Below are 16199 nucleotides of genomic sequence, written 5' to 3'. Positions count from 1 at the left end.
ACATGATGCCCCTGTTTTGCCCGACGAGTCAAATTCGAATTCGTGAAATCCTAATACTGGAAATGCTGAGGGATTGCCGTGACTTGCCTACTGTGCATGGGGTTGTTTTCGCGGTTTTTGTTTGGGGCCTGCTGAACCAGCACGCTGTAGGCCGCTTTCGCCCGTGGGAACTGCAGGCCCTCACCGCCTGTTGCCGAGACCGCACACGTTGCGCCTTTCGCATCCCCCTCCGGTTGCCAATCAACCGCCGTTCACCCACTATCTCACCTGTTCGACATGTGGGGGGATCGATGCCGGCGTTTCGCTCGAAGAAGTCCTTTGCAAAACCCTTGGCCGTTGCCAGCCTCGGCATTGCCCTGGCCGTCCTGGCCCTGCCGCGCGCCGGCTTCGCCTACACCCAGGAAGAGCAGCAGGCCTGCTCGCCCGACGCGATGCGGCTGTGCGGCGAGTTCGTGCCGAACGTCGATGCCATCACCGCCTGCATGATCGCGAAGAAGTCGCAGCTCTCGCCGCAATGCCGGGTGTTCTTCCGGCCAGGACCCGAGCCGGGCGAGGTCCGTGCCGGCAAGCCGACCAACATCGCGCCCAAGGCCGCGAGGAAGAGCACCAAGCCGGCGCCGAAAGCCAAGAAGAAGAAATCCGAGCAGGGCTGAGCGCGACAGCGCGCTTTCTTCCCTGAAGTTCGGCAGCCGCGTTTCCTCCCCTGGACTCGTTTTGTTCGCGCGACCGGCGCGCCGGCTTGCGGCAATTCCAAGCGCACACGACAAAAGAAGAGTCGCGAATCAGTTTGCGCGGCAAGGTTGCGTTCCGCTTTGTCCCGCTTCGCTGCTCAAAAAGCGCATGATCGCTCGCGCAGGCCGCATTTCATTGCGATTGTATCGGGCGTCGCACCAGGCAGTGTGACTCAAAAGCCAACACGCCTTGTTATTTCGTGGCGGCAACGCAACTCCCGATAAATTTTTCTTTCACGAATCAGCGCGCTGATTCATTTTCGAGCCACGGGGTCAATCTGGAGGCCGAAGGTATGAACGTTATTGTTTTTGCATCACGTAAAGGCGGTTCGGGCAAGAGTACCCTCGCTGCCCATCTCGCCGCGCAGATCAAGGCGAGCAAGCAGGTCATGCTGGTGGACGCCGATCCGCAAGGCTCGCTCACGCTCTGGCACAAGCTGCGCGGCACCAACGAGCCGTCGATCAAGGCGGCCGTGAACTCCGTCAGCGGCATCGTCTCCGCGGCCAGGCGCGACGGTTATGAATGGGTGTTGATCGACACGCCGCCGAACCTGTCGGCCGTCGTCGACGACGCGATCAGGAACGCGACGATGGTGATCATTCCGGCGCGTCCCGGCGTGTTCGACGTCAACGCGGTGCAGGAAACCATCCAGATGTGCCGCGCCGCGCGCAAGCCCTATGCGGTCGTGCTCAACGGTGCGCCGGCGCGCCGCGACGAGACCGAAAGCCCGATCGTCACCATCGCCCGCGAGGCGCTGGCGAAATTCCGCGCCCCGGTGTGGGGCGGCCAGATCACCAACCGTTCGGATCTCCTGATGGCGCTCAGCCACGGCGAAGGCGCGCGCGAGTATCAGGCCGAGAGCCGCGCGGCTCAGGAAATTGCAAGACTGTGGGCGGCGATCGAGCGTTCAGTGAAGGCTATTCGCGGCACGGCGTCGGCTTCCGGCGCAATGCACAAGCAGGCGGCATAATTTCATTATTCATTTCCCCCGACGAAAAAACGCGCGGACGAGCCGCGCGTTTTGCGTTTCTGCCGTCACCTGTCTTTCCGCGATGGCGCGCAAGCGCCAGACCCGGAATCTCGCGAGTCCGGATTCGCCCTTCGGTCGATCCGGAATGACGAGCTGAGCTACGCCACCATCAGCATGTAGAACACGATCACCGGCGACAGGGTGAGGATCACCGACCAGATGCCGACGGCCCAGAGAATGTCCTCCGTGGTAAAGCTCTGCTGTCCGGCGTCGTAATGCGACGCCATTTCATTCTGACTATTCACAAACGCCCCCGCGATTTCTTCGCTTATGGGCGCCAGTGATACGCGGGATGTTTTAAAATTCCGGGTCGCAGCTGGCCGTGCATTTTGAACACAGGTGCTACCACGGGTTAACCATCCGCGTGGCGCTGTCAGCCCGCCAGCCAAACGCGAAACAGCAGCACCGGCATCAGGCCGAGCATCACCGCCCAGAACCCGAACGACGACACCACCAGAATTCCCTGCAAGAGATCGGCCGGCGCGAATTGGCTCGCGGCCGTCGGCCGGGTGCGATGTCCCATGGTCATTCCCCCGTTTGAAAGTCTTGGCGGAAACGATAGGCGCGATTGCGTAAACGAGGCGTGGATGCACCATGCGGCAGACGCGAAGGCGGTTGGCGCGCGGTTAACCATGCAGGCGTTCTTACCCTCCTCCGAAGGCGGAGGGTAAGCGCTAGGCCGCGGCTTTCATCCGTCGCTCGATCTCGCGATCGATCGTGGCGGCGAGCTCGCTGCTCACTTCCACCATCGGCAGGCGCACTTCGGGGCTGTCGATGAGGCCGCTGCGCCACAGCCAGTACTTCGCCGGCGCAGGGCTCGGTTCGGCGAACAGCAGCCGTGTGAGCTCGGCGACCTCCTGCCAGCGCGCCATCGCGGCATCGTGATTGCCGCGCTTGAGTTCCGCATACACCGCCGCAAATGTCGCGGTCTCGACATGGGCTGACAGCACGATGCCGCCGTCGGCGCCGTCGGTGAGCGCCTCGAAATAATTTGCGTCCTCGCCGGTGAGCACGCGAAAATCCTTCGGCCTGTCGCGCAGCAGCGCGATCGATTGTTCGCGGCTCGCGCCGCAATCCTTCAGGCCGACGATGTTCTTGTGTTCGGCAAGCCGCAGCATGGTCTGGTTGGTGACGTTGACCGCGCAGCGGTAGGGAATGTTGTAGAGCGCAATCGGCCAGGCGGCGTGATCGGCGAGCGACTCGAAATGCGCCAGCAGCCCGCGCTGCGACGGCCGCACATAGTATGGACTCGCGATCAGATAACCGTCGATCGGCCAGTCCGCGGTCTCGTCGAGGCGATCCTTCAGCCGCGAGGTGTCCGCGCCCGACAGCCCGAGGCAGATCGGCAAGGTGCGGCGGCCCGCCGCCACCTCGTCGCGGACGACGGCGACGAGGCGCTCGAGTTCAGTGTCGCGCAGCGTCATGCCTTCACCCGAAGTCGCCCCCAGGATGAGGCCGTCGATGGCCTGTGCGCCGTAGTGCCGCGTCAGCCGCCGCAGTGACGTCTCGTCGAGACGGCCGTCGCGAAACGGCGTCACCAGCGGCAGCCACAGCCCGTGCAATTGGTCTCGTAGTTCGGTCATGTTTCCATCTCCTTCTCGGGAAAAAGGCCTGAGACGGAGGGCACATGAAAAAACCCCGTCCAGGCGGCGGGGTTTCGGGATTTGCTGCGATGACGAAGCCGGTATTAGCGCGCGCAAAAATCCGAGGTCCCCGCATGGGGACCTTTTTTCGAGATGACTGCGCACGACTTCGTGATCATCCGCAAATGATGCGGGGTATGCCCAAGCCTGTCAATACACGCGGAAGGCGAAAGGCAATTTTGACGAAAAAAAGCCGGACCCGAAGGCCCGGCTTAGGTATTGGCCACGTGAGGCCGACACAATCACCTTCCAAGAGGGATTACTGAACTCCCGCGCCACTGGAGGAGGGGGACAAATGCGCAACGCGAAGGCTCAGCGTGCAAACAGTATGGGCTTGACGAGCGCCGTCCAGCAACAGCCGAGGCCGCATGTCAGTCATGCGGAAATCAGGACGGCCAGCGCTGCGCCTTGCTGACCACGAAGTCGCGGAACACTTGCACGCGTGCAACCGTCTTCAACTCCTCGGGATAGACGAAATAGGTGTCGAGCTGGATCGAATCCGATTCACCGAACAGCTGCACCAGTTTGTTCTGTTCCTCGACGAGGTAGTCGGGCAGGGCGGCGATGCCGAGGCCCTGCTGACAGGCGCGCACGAGGCCGAGGATGTTGTTGACCTTGAAGTAGGCTTCGCGCGGACCCGAGCCGTTGCGACCGGCTTCGATCAGCCAATTGCGGTTCTGAAGATGCGGGGCGAAGTTGCCGTCCGACAACGTGATGATGCGGTGGGAGTCGAGCTCCTCCAGCGTGCGCGGCGTGCCGAAGCGCTTGATGTATTCCGGCGAGCAATAGGCGTGGAAGCCCATCGCGAACAGCTTGCGCTGGATCAGATCTGGCTGGGTCGGCTTGCGGGTGCGGATCGCGACGTCCGCCTCGCGCATCGACAGGTCGAGCTCCTCGTCGGTGACGATCAAGGAGATCCGGATCTCCGGATAGAGCGCGGTGAACTCGCCGAGCCGCGGGATCAGCCAGTTGATGCCGACGCCAGGCGTGGTGGTGATCTTGAGGTCGCCGCTCGGCCGCTCGCGGCTGTCGGTCAGCTTGGCGCGCGCCGCCTGCAGCTGCATGAACACGTCATGCGCGGTGCGGAACAGCAGGTCGCCCTGCTCGGTCAGGATCAGGCCGCGGGCGTGGCGGTGGAACAGCGAGACCGAGAGCTCCTGCTCCAGCGCCGAGACCTGGCGCGATACCGCCGATTGCGACAGGCCGAGCTGCTCGCCCGCATGCGTGAAGCTGCCCGCTTCCGCCGCCGCGTGAAACACCTTCAGCTTGTCCCAGTCCATATCCGTAAATCCGTCGCGTGTTCGGGGCATGATTCTATTCCGCTGCCGCGCGCTCGCTGGCGCGAAGGGCCAAGAAACGTTCGGCTTCGAGTGCGGCCATGCAGCCGAGGCCGGCGGCCGTCACGGCCTGGCGATAAGTCTCGTCGGCCACATCGCCGGCGGCGAATAGGCCGGGCACCGAGGTCGCGGTCGAGTTCGGGGCAACCTCGACGTAGCCCGACGGCTTGAGCTTGACCTGGCCCTTGACGAGCTCGGTCGCCGGGGCGTGGCCGATGGCGATGAAGATGCCGTCGGTCTTCACGTTCGTGAGCGCGCCGGTCTTGACGTTCTTGAGGCGCACATGGGTGACCTTGTTCGGGTTCTCGGTGCCGCAGATCTCGTCGACGGCTGAGTCCCAGATCACCTTGATTTTGGGGTGCTTGAACAGACGCTCCTGCAGGATGCGCTCGGCGCGGAAGTGATCGCGACGATGCACGATGGTGACCTGGGAGGCATGGTTGGTGAGGTACAGGGCTTCCTCGACCGCGGTATTGCCGCCGCCGACCACCACGACCTCCTTGTTGCGGTAGAAGAAGCCATCGCACGTGGCACAGGCCGACACGCCGCCGCCCTGGAATTTTGCTTCGGACGGCAGCCCGAGCCAGCGCGCCTGCGCGCCTGTGGCGAGGATGACGGTGTCGGCAAGATAGACGTCACCGCTGTCACAGGTGAGGCGGAACGGCCGCTGCGCAGTTTCCAGCTTGGTGACTAGGTCGGAGACGATCTTGGTGCCGACATGGACCGCCTGCTTCTCCATCTGCTCCATCAGCCAGGGGCCCTGGATCACGTCGGCGAAGCCTGGATAGTTCTCGACGTCGGTGGTGATGGTGAGCTGACCGCCCGGCTGGATGCCCTGGATCAGGATCGGCTCGAGCATCGCACGCGCGGCGTAGATCGCCGCCGTGTAACCGGCGGGGCCGGAGCCGATGATGACGACCTTGGCATGAACAGGAGCGGACATTTCGGTGGACGCCTTTCACGGGGGATTTGCAGCGCGGGCGCGGAACGTGCCGGGAGGCCTCGCGGAGGCGCTGAAATATCAGAGCTAATCTAAGCCTTCTGGTGAGCTATGCAAGAATTGCATTCCCTATCGGCGGATTTTTCCAACAAGGAACAAAAGTCGATTGCGCTGCACGCGCAATAAAATTGCGCTGGGCGTGTGGACTGGGTATGAGGATTGCGACAAGCCACCCAATACCGCCGCCGAGGCCAGGAGTTCCAATCACGTGTCGCGGAGCCTAGACGAGATCGACCTGAAAATTCTCACCGAGATTCAGGCCGACGGTCGAATCACGAATGTCGAGCTGGCAAAACGCGTCGGCATCTCGCCGCCACCCTGCCTGCGCCGCGTCCGGGCGCTGGAGGAGGAGGGCTATATCCATGGCTATCGAGGCCTGCTGGACGCCCGCAAGCTCGGCTTCGACGTCACCGTATTTGCCGCCGTGCACCTGTCCAGCCAGGCCGAAGCGGATTTGCGCGCCTTCGAGGAATTCGTCCGCGCCGAGCCCTTGGTGCGGGAATGCTGGATGCTGTCGGGCGAGGTCGATTTCATCCTGAAATGCGTCGCCCCCGACATGGCGACGTTCCAGGATTTCGTCACGCACCTGACCGCTGCGCCCCATGTGCGCAACGTGCGGACGTCGCTGGTGCTGCACAATTCGAAATATGAGGCGGCGGTGCCGCTCGAGGTGAAGGGGCGACGGTAGCTGGGGTGATCGCATGCCCCGGATGAAGCGCAGCGCATCTTCAGCGATGCGCTGCAGCGCCGGGAGATGACCGAGGGCCACAAACGAGAAGGCCGCCGCGCATTGCGCGGCCTTTTCGCAATGGCGTCACGGGCAGCGGCAAATCTCTACCGCCACTCCACCTTGGTGATCTCATATGCCTTGGCGCCGCCCGGCGTGTTGACCTCGACGGAGGCGCCCTTCTTCTTGCCGATCAGGGCGCGGGCGAGCGGCGAGGTGATGGAGATGCGGCCCTTCTTGGCGTCGGCCTCGACCTCGCCGACGATCTGCCACACCGTCTTCTTGTCGGTGTCCTCGTCGACCAGCGTCACGGTGGCGCCGAACTTGATGGTGTCGCCGGAGAGCTTCGAGATGTCGATGATGTCGGCGCGCGCGAGCTTGTCCTCGAGCTCGGCGATGCGGCCCTCATTGTGGGACTGCTCTTCCTTCGCGGCATGATATTCCGCGTTCTCCGACAGGTCTCCGTGCGAGCGCGCCTCCGCGATATGCTCGATGATCCGCGGACGGTCTACAGACTGGCGCTGCTTCAATTCTTCCCCGAGCGCGACAAAGCCGGCCTGGGTCATCGGAACCTTTTCCATCTCTTCTCTCGTCCTCCAGCTGCGCGCCCATAAAGGGTGGGCGCGGCAACCTTGATGCGTCGGTGTTCCCGGGGCTGAACATGCGCCCACCGGGATATTATTTCGGGTCTGGCGCCGGAACAGAACACTCACATGGCCGGACAGTTCCTCCCGCCATTGTGGCTTCCTTGCCAATCACTTAGCGGAAGGCTGAGCCCTCAAGGCCCAGCCCCGCTAGCAATCAGGTTTCCGAAAAGTAGCTCTGCAGGGTCCGAACCTCAAGGTCCCCGCCCAGATAGGCGCGGATGCCCTGCGCGGCCGCCACGGCCCCGGAAAGAGTGGTGTAATACGGCACTTTATGCAAGAGGGCCGCGCGCCGCAGCGAGCGGCTGTCGGCGAGCGCCTGCGGGCCTTCGGTGGTGTTGAAGACGAGCTGGACGTCGCCATTGGTGATGGCATCGACGATATGCGGCCGGCCCTCCAGCACCTTGTTCACCTTCTCGGTCGGGATGCCCTGATCGGTCAGGAAGCGCTGGGTGCCCGAGGTCGCCAGCACCTTGAAGCCGAGCGAATGCAGTTCGCGCACAGCCTCGGCGATGCGTGTCTTGTCGCTCTCGCGCACCGAGACGAACACCGTGCCCTTGCGCGGCACCCGCGTGCCGCCGCCGAGCTGGCTCTTGGCGAACGCCACCGCAAACGAGCGGTCGATGCCCATGACCTCGCCCGTCGAGCGCATCTCCGGGCCGAGCACCGTGTCGACGCCGGGGAAGCGCGCGAACGGGAACACCGATTCCTTGACGCCAACGTGCTTGAGCTCCGCCTTCTTTAGCTTGAAATCGGCGAGCTTCTCGCCGGCCATGATGCGCGCGGCGATCTTCGCGACCGGCGTGCCGATCACCTTGGCGACGAACGGCACCGTGCGCGAGGCGCGCGGATTGACTTCGAGCACGTAGATCTCGCCGTCCTTGATGGCGTATTGCACGTTCATCAGGCCGACCACGTCGAGGCCGAGCGCGAGTTCGCGGGTCTGCCGCTCCAGCTCCTCGATCATCCCGGCATCGAGCGAATGCGGCGGCAGCGAGCAGGCGCTATCGCCGGAATGGATGCCGGCTTCCTCGATGTGCTCCATGATGCCGACGATGAAAGTGTCCTTGCCGTCACAGAGGCAGTCGACGTCGATTTCGGTCGCGTCCGAGAGATAGCGGTCGAACAGCAGCGGGTTCTTGCCGAGCACGGTGTTGATCTGCCCGGTCTTGTCGTTGGGATAGCGCGCCTTGACGTCGGCGGGCACCAGCTCCGGCAGCGTGCCGAGCAGATAGTCGTTGAGCTGGTTCTCCTCGCGGATGATCTGCATGGCGCGGCCGCCGAGCACATAGGACGGACGCACCACCAGCGGCAGGCCGAGATCGGCGGAGACGAGCCTCGCCTGCTCGACCGAATAGGCGATACCGTTCTTCGGCTGCTTGAGCCGCAGCTTGTCGAGCACGCGCTTGAAGCGGTCGCGATCCTCGGCAAGATCGATGGCATCGGGCGAGGTGCCGAGGATCGGCACTTCGGCCGCTTCCAGCGCGCGCGCCAGCTTCAGCGGGGTCTGGCCGCCAAACTGCACGATCACGCCGTGCAGCGTGCCCTTGCTGCGCTCCTTGGCGATGATCTCCAGCACGTCCTCGGCGGTGAGCGGCTCGAAATAGAGCCGGTCGGCAGTGTCGTAATCGGTCGATACGGTCTCCGGATTGCAGTTGACCATGATGGATTCGTAGCCGGCATCGTGCAGCGCGAAGCAGGCGTGACAGCAGCAATAGTCGAACTCGATGCCCTGGCCGATGCGGTTCGGTCCGCCGCCGAGGATGATGACCTTCTTCTTGTCGGACGGAGTGCTCTCGTCCGCAGGCGCACCCGCAAACGGCGCCTCATAGGTCGAATACATATAGGCGGTGGGAGAGGCGAACTCGGCCGCACAGGTGTCGATGCGCTTGTAGACGGGACGAACGCCGAGCGCGTGGCGCTTCGCCGTCACCTCGGCTTCCGTCGTCCCGGCGAGCACTGCGAGGCGCGCATCGGAGAAGCCCATGGACTTGAGCGTGCGCATGCCGAAGGCATTGCCCGGCAGGCCGTTCTTGCGAACCTTCTCCTCCATGTCGACGATGCCGCGCATCTCGCCGAGGAACCACGGATCGATCTTGCAGGAGTTGAAGATGTCCTCGTTGGACCAGCCGAGCCGCATGGCCTGGGCGACCTGGAGCAGCCGGTTCGGCGTCGGCGTGCCGAGCGCGGCGCGGATCGCATTCTTGTCGTCGTCGCGGCCGAGACCCTCGATCTCGATCTCATCGAGGCCGGTCAATCCGGTTTCGAGCCCGCGCAAGGCCTTCTGAAGACTTTCCTGGAAGGTGCGGCCGATCGCCATGACTTCGCCGACCGACTTCATCGAGGTCGTCAGCGTGGTCGAGGCACCCGGAAATTTCTCGAAGGCGAAGCGCGGCACCTTGGTGACGACGTAGTCGATCGTCGGCTCGAACGAGGCCGGCGTGGCGCCGCCGGTGATGTCATTGGCGATCTCGTCGAGGGTGTAGCCGACCGCGAGCTTGGCAGCGACCTTCGCGATCGGAAAGCCGGTGGCCTTCGAGGCCAGTGCGGATGAGCGCGACACGCGCGGATTCATCTCGATGACGACCATGCGGCCGTCTTCGGGATTGACGCCGAACTGCACGTTGGAGCCGCCGGTCTCGACCCCGATCTCGCGCAGCACCGCCAGCGAGGCGTCGCGCATGATCTGGTATTCCTTGTCGGTCAGCGTCAGGGCGGGCGCCACGGTGATGGAATCGCCGGTATGCACGCCCATCGGATCGAGGTTCTCGATCGAGCAGACGATGATGCAATTGTCCTTCTTGTCGCGCACCACCTCCATCTCGTACTCTTTCCAGCCGAGCACGGATTCTTCGATCAGCACTTCGTTGGTGGGCGATGCATCAAGGCCGCGCTCGATGATGTCGAGGAACTCTTCCTTATTGTAGGCGATGCCGCCGCCGGTGCCGCCCATCGTGAAGGAGGGCCGGATGATTGCGGGCAGGCCGATCTCGGAGAGCGCCATCATCGCCTGGCCCAGCGCATATTCCTGATAGCGCTTGCGGCGGTCGCTTTCGCCAAGCGTCCATTGCCGGTCGAGCTCTTCGAGCGCCGCGCCCGACAGCTTCTCGCGTTCGGCATGGTATTTGTCGCGGAACGACTTCTTCAGCTCGGACGCGTTGGCGAGCCGCGACTTCGGCGTCTGCAGACCGATCTTCTCCATGGCGTTGCGGAACAACTGGCGGTCCTCGGCCTTGTCGATCGCATCCGCGGTCGCGCCGATCATCTCGACGTCGAACTTTTCCAGCGTGCCCTGCCGGCGCAGCGATAGCGCGCAGTTCAGCGCTGTCTGGCCGCCCATGGTCGGCAGCAGCGCGAAGCCGCCGGGAACGACGTGGCGCTCCTTCTCGATGATCTTGGCGACGATCTCGGGCGTGATCGGCTCGATATAGGTCGCATCGGCCAATTCCGGGTCGGTCATGATGGTGGCCGGGTTGGAATTGACGAGGACGATGCGATAGCCCTCTTCCTTCAGCGTCTTCACCGCCTGCGTGCCGGAATAGTCGAATTCGCAGGCCTGGCCGATCACGATGGGACCGGCGCCGATGATCAGGATGGTGGTGATGTCTGTACGTTTGGGCATCAACTCTCGCCGGACTGGGATTTGGGCAAAAAAAAGGGCGCGCTACCGCGCGTCCCTGTGGCCGAGAGCGCGGTGGTCTCCCTCGCGCGCGGGTGGGTCTTAGACCAGTTTTCGGGGCGGCGAAACCCCGAAAAACGCCCATCAACCGGCAATTTTGACCGGTTTTGGCCGCGCCTGCCAGCCGCGGCCGAGGTGCACCAGAAGCGAGGCCGCAACGCTCATACCGCCGATCCAGCCGAGGTCATTGGGCGAGAGAGTGGCCAGCACCGCGCCGCCCAAGGCGCCCCCGATGGCGAAGCCGAGATACATTGCCGAGGCGTTGAGCGAGAGCGCGATCATCGAGGCCTGCGGCTCGATCCGGATGATGCTGGCGATCTGGGCTGGATAGAACGCCCAGCCCGAGACGCCCCAGAGGAAGATCGCGCCCAGCACCGCATAATGCGCCTGTCCGGGCATCAGCTTCAGCACCAGCGAATGCAGGATCAGCGCACTCGCCATGCCGGCGAGCCCGAGCGCGGCGGTGGCGAGCGTGCCGAGCCGGTCGGCCAGGACGCCGCCGAGCATGTTGCCGATCGCGGCGGCGCCGCCGAACACCAGCAGTGCCAGACTGATCTGCGAGGCGTCAAAGCCGAGGCTGCGCAGGGGAACGGCGAAATAGGTGAACACGGTGAAGCCGCCAAGCGCCCATAAAATTGTGATCACAAGCGCGATCAAGACATTGCTGTGACGCGCCACCGCCAGCCGCTCGCTCAGCGAGGCAGTGTTGCGCGGCAGGCCTTTGGGAAGCCCAAGCAGAAGGCCGGCGAGTGCCAGCGTGCCGATCAGGGCGACCATGGCAAAGGTGGCGCGCCAGCCGAGCAGGCTGCCGACGAGATTGCCAAGGGGGACGCCGATGACGGTTGCGACCGTAAGGCCCGAGGTGACGAGGGCCACCGCACGTCCGCGCCGTTCGGGCGAGGCGACCGCCACGGACACCGCCAGCGCGGTCGGCATGCACAGTCCCGAGCCCAGCGCCATCAGCATGCGCGAGGCCAGCAGCAGGGTGTAGCTGGATGCCACCATTGCGGCGAGGTTGCCGGCGACGAAGGTCGTCAGCGCCAGAGCCAGCACGGTGCGGCGGTCGATATTGTTGAGCGCCACCGCCAGGATTGGCGAGCCCACGGCATAGGTGAGGGCGTAAGCCGTGACCAGCTGCCCGGCGGCCGAGACCGAAATCGAGAGCTCAGTGGCGATCGCGGGTAAAAGTCCTGCAATGACAAAGCCTTCAGTGCCGATCGCGAAAGCCGCCAAGGCCAGCCAGAACACGCTCATGAGAGAGATCCTTATGTTCAACGTTTATTGAACTATCGGTTGGGCCGGTCGAGGTGTCAATTGGTTCAAGAACTATTGAACATTGCGGCCTTGTCGCTATGATGGACCCATGAGCCGCATGCCGCTTCACCCGACCCGCGAGCAGATCGAGCTGCCGATGGTCCTGGATTGCCTAAGCGATCCGATCCGATTGGCGATCGTCTACCAGCTCGCGCAGCAAGAACGTGTCAGCAGCGAGCTCTGCTGTGGCGATTTCAGCGGCCTCGGCGGCAAGTCCAACCTCGCCTATCACTTTGCCAAGCTGCGCGAATGCGGCCTGATGCAGACCCGCGTGGCCGGCACCAACCGTTTCATGCGGCTGCGCCGGGAGGATCTGGATGCGCGCTTCCCGGGCCTGCTCGATGCCGTGATCAAGTCGGCGGCTAAAGATGCGGATCGGCTTCAATTGCTGCCGGAGTGCGAAGTGGTCAGCGCGGATCGCAAGTGAGCGGATTGCGCGATTGGAGCGCCAGCCTGTCTTCTCTTCCGCTGCGCTCCAGCTACGCCGGACACGCTTCGCCCCTACGCGTCGTGCGTGGCCGCGCCACGCGTAGCCCCGCAGGGGCGAAGCGTGGAGACCCGGCCTGGATTTGAACCAGGATGAAGAGCGTTGCACCGCCCTCGCGTAGACGCTTCCGCCACCGGGCCGCATCGATCATTACCGATCGGAGGCGCGGCAGGCCACCTCGGCTGGTCGTTATGCTTAACGGATCAGAGATGATGCTTAACGGATCAGAGATGGCCGCACGATGAAGGTCATGCGCCAGCGATTATGGCCGATATTGGTGTGCGCGCGCTGGACCACGAACCCGGCCGCCGTCAGCTTCGCGGTGATCTCCGCCTCGCTGTAGCGCTGGAGCCCGATGCGCGAGCGCAGCTGGCGATAGTCCGAGAGCGCGGTGCTGATCAGCCCGATCAGCGCGTCCTTCAGGAAGCCGTGCCGCCGGCCGAAGCTGAGCAGCGCCATCACGTCCCTGACCATGCCGACATTGGGCTGGAGGATATCCCCGAGCACCAGCTTGCCGGAGGGTTTTAGGATCCGGCGGATGTTGAGGAGAGCGCCATCCAGCTCGTCCGGCGTCATGTATTGCGCGACCGAGTTCATCACGACGAGATCGATCGACTGGTCCTGCATCTTGCGGACGTCATCGAGCGAACGGACGCGGATCTTGGTGTTCGGAGCGAACCGCGCGATCAGCCGGCCGCGCACTCCCGGCGCGGGCTCCGCGAGGATCAGCTTGCCACAGGCGGCGGCCACCTGGTTCGCCGACAGCGCCTCGCCGCAGGCATAGTCCAGCACCACGGCGTCGGACGAGGGGATATAGCCGATGATGTCCCGCGCAATGATCTGGAAGTGCAAGTCGCGATGCAGCTTGCTGACATAGATCGTATGCGTGGAGTCGTAATAATCGATCCAATCGTCCATGCTATTCGAAGGTCCCGGCCAAACGGTTCCGCCAACGGAACCGGCGCTGCCCGCCTTGCGTTAGGGGTGCGACGGCGCGCCGTCAATGTCCGCGTCCTAACAGGAAGGTCTCCCGTGAGCAAAACCAACAACAAGGTCTCGCCCGATCTCGACACCCCCACCGATCTGCCGCCCGATGGGGTCAAGAAGGTCTCGGAGGCGCTCAACGTGCTTCTGGCCGACGCATTCGCGCTGTATCTGAAAACCAAGAATTTCCACTGGCACATCAGCGGCCGGCATTTCCGCGATTATCATTTGCTGCTCGACGAGCAGTCCGACCAGATCTTCGCCACCACCGACCAGCTCGCCGAGCGCGTCCGCAAGATCGGCGGCACCACGCTGAGGTCGATCGGCCAGGTCGCAAAACTCCAGACCATCAAGGACAACAACGAGGACTACGTTCCGCCGCGCGAGATGCTGCGCGAGCTGATGCAGGACAACAAGCATGTCGCGGCGGCGATGCGTAAGGCGCACGAGGTCTGCGACGAAGCCGGCGATGTCGCCAGCGCCAGCATCCTCGAAAACTTCATCGACGAGACCGAGCGCCGCACCTGGTTCCTGTTCGAAGCCACAAGGCAGGAGGGCAGCAACGCGGCATAGGGCGAGCTTGTAGGGCTTGCTTGTAGGGTGGGTTAGCCTTGCGGTTGCGCGAAGCGCAGTCGCTGGGCGTAACCCACCGCTCTTGCATCCGCGATGACAGAGATGGTGGGTTACGCCTTCGGCTAACCCGCCCTACGCGCTCGATTCACGAGTGCCACAACCTCATCAGCGCGCCTTCCTTGCCCGTCACCGGATCGGCCGGTGGCATCGCGACTTGCGGAATCGTCTTCAGCGCCTTGGCGTGATTTTCAGCCGTCGCCCGCGTGATCTCCATCTTGGCGCCTGGCGGATAAGCGCCGATCACGCAGAAATCGTCGCTCGCCTTGATGCATTGGTGGCCGGTACCGGCCGGCAGGATCGCGACGTCGCCCGCCTTGATCTGAAGCTCCTGGCCATGGTCGCCGCCGAAGCGGACGCGAGCGCTGCCGCGCGCAACGCCGAGCACCTCATGCACGGTCGAATGATAGTGCAGATAATCGTAGATGCCGTTGCGCCACGTGCCGCCCCAGCCGTTCGCTTCGAACAGCTCTTCGATAGTCTCTTCCGGCTGCTCCGGATCGAGCTTCACCGCGCCCTGGTAAACCAGGAACGGGAGGATGTTGTTTGGCACGAGCCCGTCATCTTCGAACACGATGGCGAGCGGCTCGGCCTTGTCGCGGACGACGGACATGGCGGGCTCCTGCTACACGAGAGTGCCCGGACAACATTTCACCCTGTGCAGGCGTTCCTCGATAGGTCTCGTGTCCCGGACGCGATGCGTCGCTGAGCCCGGACACGAAACGCCGTGTCTATAGGCCCCGGTTCAGCAGCGGATCACGCCGCAAAGGCGATAGCGCGCCTTACGCGCTCTTCTTCTGCCGCATCAGATCGGCAAAGCGCTGGAACAGATAGTGCGAGTCACGCGGGCCGGGCGAAGCCTCCGGGTGGTACTGCACCGAAAACACCGGCTTGCCGTCGAGCTGGATGCCGCAATTTGAGCCGTCGAACAGCGAGATGTGGGTCTGCGTCGCACCCTTCGGCAAAGTCGTCTCGTCCACGGCAAAGCCGTGGTTCATCGAGGTGATCTCGACCTTGCCGGTGGTCTCGTCCTTGACGGGATGGTTGGCGCCGTGATGGCCCTGGTGCATCTTCTTGGTCTTGGCGCCGACGGCGAGACCGAGCATCTGGTGACCGAGGCAAATGCCGAAGGTCGGCGTGCCCGACTTGATCACGTCCCGGATCACAGGAACGGCATATTTGCCGGTTGCGGCCGGATCGCCCGGGCCGTTCGACAGAAAGACGCCGTCCGGCTTCATCGCAAGGATATCCTCAGATGAAGTCGTTGCCGGCACCACCGTCACCTTGCAGCCGACACCGGCGAGCAGGCGCAAGATGTTGCGCTTGATGCCGTAATCGATCGCCACCACGTTGAACTCCGGCTTGTCCTGGCGGCCGAAACCCTTGTCCCACAGCCAGGGAGTCTCGTCCCAGGTGAAGCGCTGGCCGGAGGTGACCATCGGCACGAGGTCCATGCCTTCGAGGCCCGGCCACTCGCGCGCCTCTTCCTTGAGACCGTGCAGATCGAACTCGCCCTTCTTGGAATGCGCGATCACGGCGTTGGGCATGCCGTTGGAGCGGATCAGCGCGGTCAGCGCGCGGGTGTCGATGCCGGAGAGGCCGATGATGCCGCGGGCCCTCAGCCACTGGTCGAGGTGCTTGGTGGCGCGGTAGTTCGAGGGATCGGTGATCGCGGTGCGCAAGATCACGCCGCGCGCCCCGGGCGTTGCCGCCATGTTCACCGTCTCGATATCTTCCTCGTTGGTCCCGACATTGCCGATATGCGGGAAGGTGAAGGTGATGAGCTGGCCGGCATAGGAGGGATCGGTCAAAATCTCCTCATAGCCGGTCATCGCGGTGTTGAAGCAGACCTCGCCGACGGCGTGGCCTTCGGCGCCGAGACCGAAGCCTTCAAGCACCGTGCCGTCGGCAAGCACGAGGAGCGCGGTCGGTTTGTGGTCCGGCCAGGCGGGATCGTTGTCATGTTGTGTCATGAGCGCGTTTCATAGTCTG

The 16199-nt window shown here is 63.7% G+C and carries 16 protein-coding genes and 1 tRNA gene; 5 read left to right on the top strand and 12 right to left on the bottom strand.

Annotation, left to right across the window (positions count from 1 at the left end; translation table 11 throughout):
* Positions 1-290 precede the first annotated feature (290 nt).
* Together IVA98_RS30075 and IVA98_RS30070 are read left to right on the top strand one after the other, a co-directional pair.
* A complete protein-coding gene (locus tag IVA98_RS30075; RefSeq protein ID WP_247307495.1) occupies positions 291-653 on the top strand; it encodes a hypothetical protein in 363 nt (120 codons plus the stop codon).
* A 371-nt stretch (positions 654-1024) separates the two neighbouring features.
* Positions 1025-1702 (top strand): AAA family ATPase, encoded by a 678-nt coding sequence (locus IVA98_RS30070; RefSeq protein WP_247277487.1) that lies wholly within the window; start codon positions 1025-1027, stop codon positions 1700-1702.
* A 158-nt stretch (positions 1703-1860) separates the two neighbouring features.
* Here IVA98_RS30070 and IVA98_RS30065 read toward each other — a convergent pair whose 3' ends face one another.
* The 5 genes from IVA98_RS30065 to trxB all read right to left on the bottom strand — a co-directional run bounded on the left by IVA98_RS30065 (position 1861) and on the right by trxB (position 5685).
* Positions 1861-2007, bottom strand: a complete 147-nt coding sequence (locus IVA98_RS30065) for a hypothetical protein (protein WP_247332833.1) — start codon at positions 2005-2007, stop codon at positions 1861-1863.
* Between the two features lie 128 nt (positions 2008-2135).
* The gene (locus IVA98_RS30060) at positions 2136-2285 is read right to left on the bottom strand and encodes a hypothetical protein (RefSeq protein WP_164934661.1); all 150 of its coding nucleotides are present in this window, start codon (positions 2283-2285) and stop codon (positions 2136-2138) included.
* Positions 2286-2436: 151 nt separating this feature from the next.
* Entirely contained in the window at positions 2437-3345 is a 909-nt protein-coding gene (locus IVA98_RS30055) for a 4-hydroxy-tetrahydrodipicolinate synthase family protein (protein WP_247332835.1), read from the bottom strand.
* A 446-nt stretch (positions 3346-3791) separates the two neighbouring features.
* The gene (locus IVA98_RS30050) at positions 3792-4715 is read right to left on the bottom strand and encodes a LysR family transcriptional regulator (RefSeq protein WP_247277484.1); all 924 of its coding nucleotides are present in this window, start codon (positions 4713-4715) and stop codon (positions 3792-3794) included.
* 4 nt (positions 4716-4719) lie between these two features.
* Entirely contained in the window at positions 4720-5685 is a 966-nt protein-coding gene (trxB, locus tag IVA98_RS30045) for a thioredoxin-disulfide reductase (protein WP_247307488.1), read from the bottom strand.
* Between the two features lie 265 nt (positions 5686-5950).
* On the opposite strand from trxB, the gene IVA98_RS30040 reads away from it, so the two are divergent.
* The gene (locus IVA98_RS30040; protein ID WP_026312113.1) at positions 5951-6430 is read left to right on the top strand and encodes an Lrp/AsnC family transcriptional regulator; all 480 of its coding nucleotides are present in this window, start codon (positions 5951-5953) and stop codon (positions 6428-6430) included.
* Between the two features lie 146 nt (positions 6431-6576).
* On the opposite strand, the gene greA is transcribed toward IVA98_RS30040, so the two are convergent.
* From greA to IVA98_RS30025, 3 genes are all read right to left on the bottom strand, one after another.
* Positions 6577-7050, bottom strand: a complete 474-nt coding sequence (gene greA / locus IVA98_RS30035; protein WP_247277482.1) for a transcription elongation factor GreA — start codon at positions 7048-7050, stop codon at positions 6577-6579.
* A gap of 220 nt (positions 7051-7270) precedes the next feature.
* Positions 7271-10735 carry a carbamoyl-phosphate synthase large subunit gene (carB, locus tag IVA98_RS30030; protein ID WP_247356073.1) on the bottom strand — a complete coding sequence of 1155 codons (3465 nt, stop codon included), beginning with the start codon at positions 10733-10735 and terminating at the stop codon, positions 7271-7273.
* Positions 10736-10876: 141 nt separating this feature from the next.
* Positions 10877-12046, bottom strand: a complete 1170-nt coding sequence (locus IVA98_RS30025; RefSeq protein WP_247307474.1) for an MFS transporter — start codon at positions 12044-12046, stop codon at positions 10877-10879.
* A gap of 109 nt (positions 12047-12155) precedes the next feature.
* Here IVA98_RS30025 and IVA98_RS30020 point away from each other — a divergent pair, with 109 nt between their 5' ends.
* A complete protein-coding gene (locus IVA98_RS30020) occupies positions 12156-12533 on the top strand; it encodes an ArsR/SmtB family transcription factor (RefSeq protein ID WP_247307471.1) in 378 nt (125 codons plus the stop codon).
* A 124-nt stretch (positions 12534-12657) separates the two neighbouring features.
* Here the strand turns inward: IVA98_RS30020 and IVA98_RS30015 are convergent.
* Both IVA98_RS30015 and IVA98_RS30010 read right to left on the bottom strand, forming a co-directional pair.
* Positions 12658-12733: transfer RNA gene (locus tag IVA98_RS30015), tRNA-OTHER, on the bottom strand.
* Between the two features lie 76 nt (positions 12734-12809).
* Entirely contained in the window at positions 12810-13511 is a 702-nt protein-coding gene (locus IVA98_RS30010) for a class I SAM-dependent methyltransferase (RefSeq protein ID WP_247307470.1), read from the bottom strand.
* Positions 13512-13625: 114 nt separating this feature from the next.
* Between IVA98_RS30010 and IVA98_RS30005 the strand changes: the two genes are divergently transcribed.
* Positions 13626-14150, top strand: a complete 525-nt coding sequence (locus IVA98_RS30005) for a Dps family protein (RefSeq protein ID WP_247307467.1) — start codon at positions 13626-13628, stop codon at positions 14148-14150.
* A 145-nt stretch (positions 14151-14295) separates the two neighbouring features.
* On the opposite strand, the gene IVA98_RS30000 is transcribed toward IVA98_RS30005, so the two are convergent.
* On the bottom strand, positions 14296-14820 hold the full coding sequence (locus tag IVA98_RS30000) for a cupin domain-containing protein (RefSeq protein WP_247307464.1): 525 nt from the start codon (positions 14818-14820) through the stop codon (positions 14296-14298).
* 169 nt (positions 14821-14989) lie between these two features.
* Positions 14990-16180 (bottom strand): glutamine-hydrolyzing carbamoyl-phosphate synthase small subunit, encoded by a 1191-nt coding sequence (gene carA / locus IVA98_RS29995; protein ID WP_247277475.1) that lies wholly within the window; start codon positions 16178-16180, stop codon positions 14990-14992.
* Positions 16181-16199 lie beyond the last annotated feature (19 nt).

This window comes from Bradyrhizobium sp. 160 (assembly GCF_023073735.1).
In the GTDB taxonomy this organism is placed as follows: domain Bacteria; phylum Pseudomonadota; class Alphaproteobacteria; order Rhizobiales; family Xanthobacteraceae; genus Bradyrhizobium.
Note: the sequence above shows the minus strand (reverse complement) of the source record. Positions and strands in the feature narration are given on the sequence as shown.

Excerpts from the sequence above, each read along its gene's own strand:
- IVA98_RS30055 (WP_247332835.1), bottom strand. The coding sequence starts at position 3,345 with ATGACCGAACTACGAGACCAATTGCACGGGCTGTGGCTGCCGCTGGTG.
- carB (WP_247356073.1), bottom strand. The coding sequence starts at position 10,735 with ATGCCCAAACGTACAGACATCACCACCATCCTGATCATCGGCGCCGGT.
- carA (WP_247277475.1), bottom strand. The coding sequence starts at position 16,180 with ATGACACAACATGACAACGATCCCGCCTGGCCGGACCACAAACCGACC.
- IVA98_RS30000 (WP_247307464.1), bottom strand. The coding sequence starts at position 14,820 with ATGTCCGTCGTCCGCGACAAGGCCGAGCCGCTCGCCATCGTGTTCGAA.
- IVA98_RS30070 (WP_247277487.1), top strand. The coding sequence starts at position 1,025 with ATGAACGTTATTGTTTTTGCATCACGTAAAGGCGGTTCGGGCAAGAGT.
- greA (WP_247277482.1), bottom strand. The coding sequence starts at position 7,050 with ATGGAAAAGGTTCCGATGACCCAGGCCGGCTTTGTCGCGCTCGGGGAA.
- trxB (WP_247307488.1), bottom strand. The coding sequence starts at position 5,685 with ATGTCCGCTCCTGTTCATGCCAAGGTCGTCATCATCGGCTCCGGCCCC.
- IVA98_RS30060 (WP_164934661.1), bottom strand. The coding sequence starts at position 2,285 with ATGGGACATCGCACCCGGCCGACGGCCGCGAGCCAATTCGCGCCGGCC.
- IVA98_RS30025 (WP_247307474.1), bottom strand. The coding sequence starts at position 12,046 with ATGAGCGTGTTCTGGCTGGCCTTGGCGGCTTTCGCGATCGGCACTGAA.
- IVA98_RS30075 (WP_247307495.1), top strand. The coding sequence starts at position 291 with ATGCCGGCGTTTCGCTCGAAGAAGTCCTTTGCAAAACCCTTGGCCGTT.
- IVA98_RS30020 (WP_247307471.1), top strand. The coding sequence starts at position 12,156 with ATGAGCCGCATGCCGCTTCACCCGACCCGCGAGCAGATCGAGCTGCCG.
- IVA98_RS30050 (WP_247277484.1), bottom strand. The coding sequence starts at position 4,715 with ATGCCCCGAACACGCGACGGATTTACGGATATGGACTGGGACAAGCTG.
- IVA98_RS30010 (WP_247307470.1), bottom strand. The coding sequence starts at position 13,511 with ATGGACGATTGGATCGATTATTACGACTCCACGCATACGATCTATGTC.